8 protein-coding genes are annotated in these 11,438 nt (G+C 47.1%); 6 read left to right on the forward strand and 2 right to left on the reverse strand.

All coding sequences use genetic code 11. The features are described from left to right. Positions 1-134 precede the first annotated feature (134 nt). Both BLS03_RS16205 and tssH read right to left on the reverse strand, forming a co-directional pair. Positions 135-1,784, reverse strand: a complete 1,650-nt coding sequence (locus BLS03_RS16205) for a sigma-54-dependent Fis family transcriptional regulator (RefSeq protein ID WP_093276282.1) — start codon at positions 1,782-1,784, stop codon at positions 135-137. Next, on the reverse strand, positions 1,771-4,437 hold the full coding sequence (gene tssH, locus BLS03_RS16210; protein WP_093276284.1) for a type VI secretion system ATPase TssH: 2,667 nt from the start codon (positions 4,435-4,437) through the stop codon (positions 1,771-1,773). Before tssH ends, BLS03_RS16205 begins: the two co-directional genes overlap by 14 nt. Positions 4,438-4,898: 461 nt before the next feature. Here tssH and BLS03_RS16215 point away from each other — a divergent pair, with 461 nt between their 5' ends. The 6 genes from BLS03_RS16215 (at position 4,899) to BLS03_RS16240 (ending at position 11,383) form a co-directional block, all read left to right on the forward strand. After that, positions 4,899-5,417 (forward strand): Hcp family type VI secretion system effector, encoded by a 519-nt coding sequence (locus BLS03_RS16215; protein WP_093276287.1) that lies wholly within the window; start codon positions 4,899-4,901, stop codon positions 5,415-5,417. Positions 5,418-5,504: 87 nt separating this feature from the next. Beyond that, the gene (locus tag BLS03_RS16220) at positions 5,505-7,583 is read left to right on the forward strand and encodes a type VI secretion system tip protein TssI/VgrG (protein ID WP_093276289.1); all 2,079 of its coding nucleotides are present in this window, start codon (positions 5,505-5,507) and stop codon (positions 7,581-7,583) included. Continuing rightward, positions 7,583-8,071, forward strand: a complete 489-nt coding sequence (locus BLS03_RS16225) for a hypothetical protein (protein ID WP_093276291.1) — start codon at positions 7,583-7,585, stop codon at positions 8,069-8,071. The genes BLS03_RS16220 and BLS03_RS16225 overlap by 1 nt, the downstream gene beginning before the upstream one ends. Positions 8,072-8,117: 46 nt before the next feature. Further along, complete coding sequence (locus BLS03_RS16230; RefSeq protein WP_093276293.1) at positions 8,118-9,437, forward strand: hypothetical protein; 1,320 nt, start codon at positions 8,118-8,120, stop codon at positions 9,435-9,437. Next, positions 9,418-10,431, forward strand: coding sequence for a DUF2169 family type VI secretion system accessory protein (locus BLS03_RS16235; protein WP_093276295.1), 1,014 nt, complete (start codon positions 9,418-9,420; stop codon positions 10,429-10,431). The genes BLS03_RS16230 and BLS03_RS16235 overlap by 20 nt, the downstream gene beginning before the upstream one ends. Further along, positions 10,421-11,383 (forward strand): hypothetical protein, encoded by a 963-nt coding sequence (locus tag BLS03_RS16240; protein WP_093276300.1) that lies wholly within the window; start codon positions 10,421-10,423, stop codon positions 11,381-11,383. Before BLS03_RS16235 ends, BLS03_RS16240 begins: the two co-directional genes overlap by 11 nt. The last annotated feature ends 55 nt before the right edge of the window (positions 11,384-11,438 follow it).

Genomic DNA, 11,438 nt, shown 5'->3' on the forward strand with positions numbered 1-11,438 from the left:
TTATATCACCGTTTATCTTTAAGAAAACAAATAAACAACCATAAAAAAACCGCCTTTGGGCGGTTTTTCTTTAGCCAATAGATTTATTTTTAACTGACGTGATGGTAACTAAAGCCGATAAGCCTAAATTAGAATTAGGCCGCTGAGATATCGTATTTCTTCATCTTGTGATTCAGCGTACTGAGCGGCAGTGATAACTGCTCTGCTGCCTTTTTGGTGTGCCAATTACAGGCGTTAAGGCAATCTATAATCACGGTTCTCTCATATTCGCCAACCGCTTCTTTTAGGCTCACTGAAGCATCGCCATGTTCATCTATCTCTGTCTGCTCAGAGTTTGGACTTTCAGAACGCACCGCTTGCACAGCGCTTTGAGTGACGACTTGAGGCTCGATAGTAACGTTGGTGAAGGTTTCGATGCTATCACCGAGTTCGATTTGGCTGATGGTTTCAAAATCCGACAGCAACAGCGCACGTTCTACGATGTTTTTCAGCTCGCGCACGTTACCCGGGTAGCTGTACTCGAGCAGCTGTTGGCGCACGTTGGCACTAAAGCCTGGCGCTTGAGCAAGGCCAAGGGATTTCGCGCTTTGCTGAGCAAAGTGTTCGGCCAGTGGCAAAATATCGGTGCAGCGTTCGCGAAGCGGCGGCAGCGTAATTGGAAACACGTTTAAGCGGTAGAAAAGGTCAGCGCGAAACTCGCCGCTTTTGATTTTTTCCATCAAATTACAGTGGGTTGCAGCGACCACTCGCACATCAACTTCAATTTCTTTACTCGCGCCAACCGGGCGTACTTTACGCTCTTGCAACACGCGAAGTAACTTGGCTTGCAGCAGCAGAGGCATATCGCCAATTTCATCAAGAAACAGTGTGCCACCATCGGCGGCTTCAAACAGACCAATCTTGTCTTTATCCGCGCCAGTAAACGAGCCTTTTTTGTGGCCAAACAGTTCAGATTCCAAGAGCTGCTCAGGGATCGCCGCGCAGTTTTGCACAATCAATGCCTGCTTGGCGCGGTTGGAGTTTTCGTGAATGTATTTGGCAATCACTTCTTTACCCGCACCAGTTTCACCGCGCAGCAGTACATCAACAGGCAGGGCAAGCACTTTGTCCAAACGGCGCAGCACTTCAAGCATTTGTTCGCTTTCAGCAATTGGGCCACTGTATTGGCTCTGCTTACGTTTTTTAAGCTGGTTGTTTTCGCGGGTTAAGGCGGCGTTATCTTCACTTAAGCTTTTGATCATCTGGCCGTATTGTTCAAGCCATACCGCTTGGCGAATACTGTTTGCGGCCATATGACAAAACGCGGTGAGGGCGTTTTCGTTATCAATCACATTGAGGTTAAACAGCGCCAATAAACCGATGGTTTTACTGTCGTCGTCGACCAGCGGCCATGCCAGCATATTTTGGCTTCTTAGCCCAAGGCTTAGCTCAATTTGATAGATGGCATCACAATCGTAGCCGTTGTATTGATAAAGGTCGTTTATCAGCACCACTTCGCCATTGCGAATCGCGTAGTTAAATGGGTCGGTGTCGCTGGCAAGCTCTAACGACAGCGGCTGCCAAGGATGATCGATTAAGGCTTTTTCATTGTGATGGACAATGCTTGGAATCAGCGCCTGACCGGTTTGGTCAAGAACGTAAATTAAGCCGTGATCGGAAAAGGTCATTTGCCGTGCGGCGGTGAGCACCGCATCGAGCGTCTGCGCCAATTGGCTGCGATCAGCCAAAGACTGGCTGATCGCAAGTAGGGCGCTACTCAAATCATTATGATTAGCTGAACGCATAAGAGAGCGTTCCTTGTTCATCGACGCTGACAGTGATCTGTTTATGATCGTCGTCTTTATCGTGAACCAATAGCTGAGTGGAAAGTTGTGGTAGCAATTGGCGGTTGATGACCGCATCGATGTTACGTGCACCCGTTTCCGCTAGGCGGCAGTTGCCGAGCACAAATTCCACCAAGGTATCGTCGTAGACCAATTCGAGTTTGTGGTGGTTTTGCAAACGCTGCGATACTTTGCCAAGTTTGTGATGAATGATGTTGGTCATCGCTTCGTCAGAAAGCGGCATGTACGGCAATACTGTCATACGTGCTAATAGAGCAGGTTTGAAGTATTGGTTGAGCGTTGGACGAATCGCTTCAGCAATCACACCAGCATCGATGTCTTTGGACTGTGAAACCAAGGATTCAATTTCATGCGTGGCCAAGTTACTGGTCATAATGATCAAAGTATTTTTGAAATCGATGGTGCGGCCTTCACCGTCATTAAGCGTACCTTTATCAAACACTTGGTAGAAAAGGTTCATCACTTCTGGATCGGCTTTTTCAACTTCATCAAGCAACACAACAGAGTATGGACGCTGGCGAACCGCTTCGGTCAACATACCGCCTTCGCCATAACCGACGTAGCCTGGAGGCGAACCGATAAGACGCGACACCGTGTGTTTCTCTTGAAACTCCGACATATTAATCGTGGTCATAAAGCGCTCGCCACCAAACATTTGATCGGCAATCGCACGCGCGGTTTCGGTTTTACCCACGCCACTTGGGCCAACCAACAAGAACACGCCCGTTGGCGCATCAGGGTTACCCAAACCGGTTTTGGCAGTTTGAATGCCTTGCGCTAGGGCATCAATGGCAAACTCTTGGCCTTTGATCGCTGCAATCAGATTGTCTTTAAGATTCAGCGTGGTCGCCGCTTCATCTTGCAGCATTTTGCCCATTGGAATACCTGTCCAGTCAGAAATGACATGGCTGACTTCATCCGGGCCAACTTCAAAGTGCACCAGCGGGTTACCTTGGCGAATCGCTTCGAGCTGCTCTTGGCACTCAGCGATAGCCGCGCGTACTTGCTGCTCGTCAAGTTCTGCATACGGGCTGGCTTCGTTTTCAGCGTCTTGTTCGCTGTCGGTTGATTCTGGCTCACCAAATACGATGGCGTTAAGACGCTCGCGCAGCGCAATCATCTGTTCGATTTGCGCTTTCTCTTGTTGCCACTGCGCATGTTGAACATCGAGGTCTGCTTGAGTGGTCTGCATTGACGCTTTTAAATCTGGAATGCCAGCAAGGCTGTGCTTGTCGCCAGTTTGTTGCAGCGCATCGCGCTCAAGCGCTTCAAGTTCGCGTGTTTGCGCCGCCAGTTTTTGTTGCAAGCTTTCTACCGATGCAGGCACGGCATTGAGGCTGATGTTGACGCGCGCACAAGCGGTGTCGAGCACATCAATGGCTTTATCCGGCAGTTGACGACCTGAGATATAACGAGCAGAAAGCGCTGCAGCTGCGGTGATCGCATCATCACGTACATACACTTTATGTGATTTTTCGTACGCCGGGCGCAGGCCGCGAATGATAAGCGCTGCTTGCTCTGGCGATGGCTCATCAAGCTTCACTAGCTGGAAACGGCGCGCAAGGGCAGGATCTTTTTCGAAATACTTTTTGTACTCAGACCAAGTGGTCGCGGCGATGGTTTTGACTTCACCGCGGGCAAGAGCCGGTTTTAATAGGTTCGCTGCATCGCTGCCGCCGGCTTGGTTACCGCCGCCAACTAAGGTGTGGGCTTCGTCGATAAACAAAATGATCGGAGTTGGTGAGTTCTTCACTTCATCAAGAACCGCGTTGAGGCGCTTTTCAAATTCGCCTTTGACGCTGGCGCCTGCTTGTAAAAGGCCCATGTCCAAACCGTAGAGTTCAACACCTTTGAGGTTATCTGGCACTTCACCTTGAACGATTTTTAATGCCAAACCTTCGACCACGGCGGTTTTACCCACGCCTGGTTCGCCGACGGCGATAGGGTTGTTTTTACGGCGACGAGCGAGAATGTCGACGATCTGACGAATTTCTTGGTCGCGGCAAAATACTGGGTCAATCTCGCCTTTGCGTGCTTTGCCGGTAAAGTCGGTAGTAAATTTGCTCAGCGCTGAGCCGTCTTCACGCGCTTGGGTTTTTTCCGATGTTGCCACCTGCGCTTCAAGCGATTGGCTTGTGAGGTCAGCGAAATTACGTTTTAGGCTATCAGGATTAACGCTTTCTAGAATGGTGGCGTAGCCGTGTTGACCATAGCGCAGTGGGTTGCTAACTAAGGTCAAAAGTAGGGCGCCTGAACGAATGTGCGTTTCTGAAAGGTCTAAAGATGACACCAACCAGCTCTCTTGCAACCATTCAATTAACAGCGATGAAAATACCGGTTTGCCGCCGTTTCCTCGGGAACTGGCGTCGAGTGACGAACGAACTGACTGACGAAGTAGGTTTTCTGAACAGTCAAAATGGGCAAGCAACACATCAAAGTCACTGTTAGGACGTTCGAGCAAGCTTAAAAGGTAGTGCTCAATTTGCACTTCATTGGCCATTTCTGAAACCGCTAATGCGGCGGCATCTTCAAGCGCGACCTTAGCGATCGGGTGTAGACGCTGTATCAAAGAAGAAAGATTAATATTTATCATGATAATTTTAGAGTTTGATTGGCTGTAAAAGAGGGCTGATTATACTAAACAATAAAGAGGAGTTTTTTTGGTTGGTTATTTTGACTAGCCAATTTTAGGTATTTTTCTTTGCGTTATTTTCTTATTAAATATATTTGTGTTATCGCTGCTTTTCTATTTGATTATATTGCTAGTTAAAATGACTTTTTTACTAGTAAATATAACTTATTTTATGTTTTTTAATTCCGTTCTTTTAACTTTATCCAGAGCTAACAATAAATTAATATGCTCAAACAAATTCTTGTTATATTTTACAAGATATTGGATCTGATAAAGTTGTAATTAATGATGGTTTTTACTTAGGTTGTTGTATTTTAAGTAAAATAAAAGTTGGCATTGCTTTTGCTTTATAGGTTTAGGTCGCGGTGATAAGCGATTTGGTGAATGTAATTAAATCGAATTTTTAAAAGAAGGAAATAAGAATGCCAACTCCAGCATATATGTCTATCACTGGTGAAACTCAAGGCGAGATCACTAAAGATACTTACTCTGCAGATTCAGTCGGTAACTCATGGCAAGAAGCGCACGTTGATGAATTCCTAGTGCAAGAACTTGAGCACGTATTAACTATTCCACGTGATCCTCAAAGCGGTCAACCAACTGGTCAACGTGTTCACAAACCAGTTGTTGTAACTAAAGTTCAAGACCGTAGCTCACCACTACTTTTCAACGCACTAGTATCTGGTGAAAAACTTTCTGAGTGTACTATCCGTTTCTACCGTACTTCAGTACAAGGTAAACAAGAGCATTACTACTCAGTAAAACTAATCGATGCACTATTGGTTGATATGCAAACTCGCATGGCTCACTGCCAAGACGCAGCAACTTCTGACCGTGTAACTGAAGAAGTATTGAAGTTCACTTACCGTGCAATCGAAGTAACTCACGAAACTTGTGGTACTGCTGGTAACGATGACTGGCGTGCTCCTCGCGAAGCTTAATCGCTAAGCGATATGTTGTAGGGCCAAATTCATTTGGCCCTTATTCCGTTGGTGTTAAGCCAACCTTATTGGTATCAGGTAAAAGATATGGTGAATGACGTAGAATTTAAATTTGAAGTTCCTGGGTCAGGGCATGAATTCCGAGTAGAGAGCTTTCAGGTCACTGAAGAGCTCTCTAAACCATTTCGAGTTAGCTTATCATTACTTTCACTTGATGCTGATATCACCTTTGATGCGCTGATTCGTCAACCGGCTCACTTGACTTTATTTGGGCAAGGGGCGGGCGCTGCGCGTCATTTTAGCGGTGTGGTCAATGAAGTTCGCTACCTAGGAACAGGTCGGCGTTTTTCGCGTTACCAAATTGTGTTGGTACCGCAACTGTGGTTCTTGACACAGCGCCAAGATTGCCGAATTTTCCAGCAAAAATCGGCGCCAGATATCATTTCAGAAGTGCTCGATGAAGCGGCAGTGACTGACTATCGTCTTGAACTTTCAGGCAGTTACTCGCCAAAAGAGTACGTGCTGCAATATCGTGAAACCGACAGCCAGTTTGTCCAGCGTATGCTGGCTGAACATGGTATGTGGTACTACTTTGAGCACACAGATACCACCCATACTATGGTGGTGGTCGACAGCAACGATGCGATTTCCGATCTGGTTAGCTCGCCGTTAAATGCCTCGTATCTAGGTCCGATTGTGTATCACTCCGATGCCGGCGGCGTTGCCGACCGTGAACACATCACCGACCTTGAGTTGGTGAACCGAGTCAAAACCGGGCATGTCACCTATACCGATTACAACTACGAGCAGCCTAAGATTCCACAAGAGATGACCAGCAGTGGCGACCTCGACCAAGATCTTAAGTTGTTTGATTATCCGGGGCGCTATGTTGACCCAGCAGTTGGGCAAGTACGCGCGGGCGAATGGATGGCAGACCATATTGTTGAAAATCAACAAGTGGAAGCGTCTAGTGATGTAATGCGTTTGACCTCGGGTTACAGCTTTAATATCAGCGATCATCCGCGTTTGGAAATCAACCGTGATTACATCATGTTGTCGGTGATTCACACCGGTCACAACCCGCAAGTTCACGAAGACGAATCGGCAGGTTTACCAACCACGTACCACAACCAATTTATTTGTATTCCGCGTGATGTGGAATACAAAGCGCCGAAATTGCCTGCGCCGATTGTTGATGGTCCGCAAACAGCGGTTGTTGTTGGCCCTGCTGGCGAAGAGATCTACACCGATAAACTTGGTCGTATCAAAGTGCAATTCCACTGGGATCGCTACGGCGCCCAAGATGAACACGCCAGTTGTTGGATTCGTGTGAGCCAATCGATGGCAGCGCCGACTTGGGGCGCAGTGTATCTGCCGCGTATCGGCCACGAAGTGGTGGTGACCTTCCTTGAAGGAGACCCAGATCGTCCTTTGGTTACCGGCGCTGTGTATAACGGCCTGCATTTTCCTCCGTACTCGCTACCGGAGAACAAAACCCGTACCACGTTTAGAACTCAAACCCATAAGGGCACGGGTTACAACGAGTTGAGCTTTGAAGATGAAGCCAACCAAGAAGAGATCTACATTCACGCGCAAAAAGACATGTCGACCAAAGTGCTCAACAACCGTTATCGCGATATCGGCCAAGATGAGTTTTTGAAAGTCGCGCGTAACCAAACCAATGAAGTGAATGGCGACCATAAAGAGACCATCGACGGTCATAAAACCACTCAGGTAAATAGCACCTTTACCGAAACGGTTGAGCAAGATGTGTCGGTCACTTACAACGCCAACGAAACTCAGTACGTCAAAAATGACGCTAGCTTGGAAATTGGTGATAACCGCACCACAAAAATTGGCAAAAACGACGACCTTGATGTGGGCGAAAACAGCAACCTAACGGTTGGTTCTTCGCGTAGCGCAGATGTTGGCGCTGACGATAACCAAACCATTGGTGGCAACTTAACCGTATCGGTGAAAGGTAACACGTCATACAAATCCGATGGTGCAACCCAAATCATCAGCGGTGAAAAAATTGTACTCAAAACTGGCAGTTCATCTTTGGTGATGAGCAGCGATGGCACCATCAAACTCACTGGCGCAGCCATTACGATTGAAGGCAGCGACAAAGTGATCGTGAAGGGCGGCAACGTAGCGATAAACTAATGAAGCAACACGATACTGAGCACAGCGAAATCCAACTTTATGAGCAGCGTGAAACCGATGTGGCGAGCTGCTCACGATTTGGCACTATCTCGGCGATTAATGAATCGCTGGATAGTGTCCGCATAGATTTCGAAGGTAACCCGTTTGGTCAACCGATTTCAGCTCGGCTTGGGCGTCAGTTTAAAAAAGCTGAGCTGCAAGTGGCTATCGACAATCAATTTCATTGCCGCATCGAGTTTATTAATGGTGATGTCAGCTTGCCCGTGGTGACTGACATTCTATTTTCGATTCTTGATGATGCCGATGAACTGGTCATCAAAGCCAAGAAGATCATCATCGAAGGCGAGCAAGAACTGATTGTCAAAAGCGGTGAAACCGAAACCCGTTACAGTGGACGTGATGCCCGTGTAACGACGAAAGGCAAATACGTCACATCTCAAGCTGAAAAAGCGCAAAAAATTCAGGGCGGTACGGTTGCCATTAACTGATTTAATTAGGCAATCAACTGACCCAAATCATCAAAGATAGGTGGATATGCGGCAAAGAATTAGCGTTGAACATCTCTCTTCATCCTTGTCTGAAGAAGAGACTCTCAAATCCTCCACAGCCATTACTCATGAAATTCAAGCGCTGAGCCAACTCGATTCGAACGAGTTGGCTTTTTGCCACGAAAAAATCGCGCTTGCTAATGAAAATGCGGCATTTTTGTTGCGCCAATGGCTGCAATTGCACATCAAAGGCTTTCCCGACCCAGAACTGGCTTATCTGCGCTTAATCGAAAGGCAATTTGTCCAATTGAGTCAGGCGTATTTGGCGCTTTATCGATTTGCACCTGGGCTGATTTATCAGCTCAAAGACGCCGAGCCTGAGGTGTTTGTCTGGCTAGTGCTGCATACGCCACTTGGCGAGAAAACCGCTCATTTGTTGGCCGCGTTTGAAGCAATACAAAACAGCGCGCCTAAGCTTGCTGACCTATTAGTGGTCAAATCCAATTTGGCCAATCTGGATTTAACCCTAGCTGAAGCCATTGATGCTAATTTAGGCGACGCAGCGCGCCATTTCGAGCTTCTCACACTGCGCCACACGCTGTCATCATCTCTGACTAAGCGCTGGCTTAAAGCGGGCATCATCAAAGACAAACCTGCGCATGTGACGTTGGCCAGTTTTAATGTCGCCGACAGTATCGAATGGGTGCATGAACATCTCGACTATGATCAAGCGCTGTTTGAACGTCTGCTGGTTAAGCAAGACCGCAATACTTGGTTTCGCCAATATTTTGGTATTGAGCCAAGTGCGATTGAATCGACCGAGGTCCATACCTACGCCAAGTTACTCGAACTTAAAGAGTTTGACAGTTTTGACGTGCGCGCAAAACGGGCGGCGCAGCAATTTGCTCTGCGCGGTGAAACGGCGTGGACCGAAGCGGTGCTGGATTACTTACCTGAGCTTGATGAGCTTGAAGGGGAAGAGTGGCTCGGCGCTTTGTATGTGGTGTATGGCGACTTACTGCCCGTCAAGCCAAGTCAGCTTGGTATCGAACACGACTGGGAATCGGTGCTGCATGCGCTAGAGAGTTGGCGTGAAGAGCAAGATTATAAGCTCAAACTGCCAAGTCGCCTAGGCTATGCGCTGAGTTTTGAGTCGTCGCTAAGTGCAATGCAAAGCGCTGAAATCCATCACGATTTTCGAGATTGGATCTGGAAGCAATTGTGCCTTCATTCGCGCGTGTATTTGGCGTGGAATGGGTATTTTTCCGCGACTCATCAACAGAGCTTATTTAGCAAAATTAAACACACCGAGGCTGCGGCCGAACGCTTTAATTTGAGGAATCATAATGCAGTTGTGGGACATTAACGATCATCCTTATTTGAATATTAAAGGCCGTTTTCAGCGCGATGAAAATGGTGATGAAGTGTGGGTGGTGAGCGCCAAGCGAATGTGGAGTTTGACCCAAAACGAATGGTTAAGCGCCGATGAGGTCGAAATTTTTGATGATCCTCTCTACGCTGGAGAGCCGGGCTTTTCGGCCATGATTCATGACCACGAATTCGCCATCCATAAGCATTGCACCGATGTGGTGGTCAGTGGCAAAGCGCGCGCCTACGCCAAACGTCCGGTTGAGCAAATGGAATGCCGATTACTGCTTGATGGCCATATCGACAAAACCTTGGTGATTCATGGTCAGCGCGACTGGATTGAGCATGGCGGCAGTATCACAGTATCGAACCCGCAAAGTTTTATCGACTGCGATATCGACTATTCACACGCCATTGGCGGCGAAGATGAACGCAACCGAATTGGCGGCGGTGTAGCAAGTAGCAATAAAGTGTTACTTACGCAGCGCGTTCCAAGCGTGTTTTACCCCAAAGAAGATTGGGATGCGACCAGCAAAAAAGTGCGTGTCGCTGGTTTTGGGCCGATACCGCCGTTTTTTAAGCAGCGCTATCAACTGGCGGGCACCTTTGATGACAATTGGCTCGAAAACCGCCGCCCGTTGTTGCCGGTCGATTTTGATCGCCGTTATTACCAATCTGCGCCACTCGATCAGCAATGCAAAGGCTACTTGCAAGGCGGTGAGCGTTTGATGCTCAGCGGTTTCTCGCACGATGATATTTTTTCTTTTCGTTTACCGCGCGAAAAATACCGCGCGAGCGCGGATTTTGGCGATGATCAAGAGTTTAAAGATTTGGAGTTGTACACCGTGTTTGTTGATACCGAGAAAGGGGTTGTGTCTCTTACTTACAGCGCGGCTTTTGCATGCCAAGAAAAAGAACATCTGCTCAAAAGCACCAGCATTCAAGCGGTGGTTGAAAATACCAATGAACGAGGGCTAAACAATGAAAAATAGTCACGGTCGTTATATTCTCGCAGCAGAAGTCGCGACGCCAATGGGGATTAATTTGGATTTATCTCTGGCGTTAGCAAAAGCTGATTTAGGGCGTTTTAATCAGCAAGTCGCGGAAAATGGTATTGATAAATACACTTACGCCAATATTGATTTTATCGATGGTGAAGATGTATTTTCCCGCTCGCAAGCGCTAGTCAGTTTATTATTAAACGCATTATTAAAACCACTGAATCGTTCATTAAAACCGATCCCGTTAATTTTATCTGTGCCTTCGTCGGTTTCGCTAGTGAAATTGCAACAATGGCTAGAGGAAAGTGATTTTTCTAAGTCAATTTCCAATATTGAAGTGGTTCACCAAAGCGGACCAAAACATCTTGAAACCAGTCTTAAAGCACTGGATAAATACGATGCGCTTATTTCAATTTGTTTGGATTCACCGGTGCAAATGCTTGATGAATTGATCGAACAAAAACAGGTTCTCAGCTCAAATAATCCTTGGGGAATTATACCCAGTGAAGGCGGGGCGGGAATGGTGCTGGCAAGAAAAAATATCGTTGAGACATTAAAGCTCAAACCGATAGCACGATTTGGTCACTTTAATGCGGAATATGAGGTTAAAGATCGCCGCGCCATGATGCGTTTGATTAAAACTTTAGACCATTCGCGTTCTTTTGGTTGGCTCTATTCTGACATGACGAATCGCCGCCAAGATACCGAAGATTATGGCTTTGCTCTCGGCGCTAGAGCGGAAAAGTTTATCAACGCTCAGCAGCCATTTTTGATCAACGAGTTGTGGGGCACGCTTGGACAAAGTTCGGCAATGGCACTGATTGCCGCGGCGATTTTTGAACATAAAAGCCGCGAGCTTGCGACCTTATTAATGTTTTCCATTACTGGCGATCGTGCGGTATTGCAATTAGAAACGGAATTTGACGCCGATTCCATAAAATAAAAAAACGACTTAAACCGTCTTACGTTTTTCAGCACTCGAAAAAATAAAATTTGCT

Source organism: Vibrio xiamenensis (assembly GCF_900100015.1).
Taxonomy (GTDB): domain Bacteria; phylum Pseudomonadota; class Gammaproteobacteria; order Enterobacterales; family Vibrionaceae; genus Vibrio; species Vibrio xiamenensis.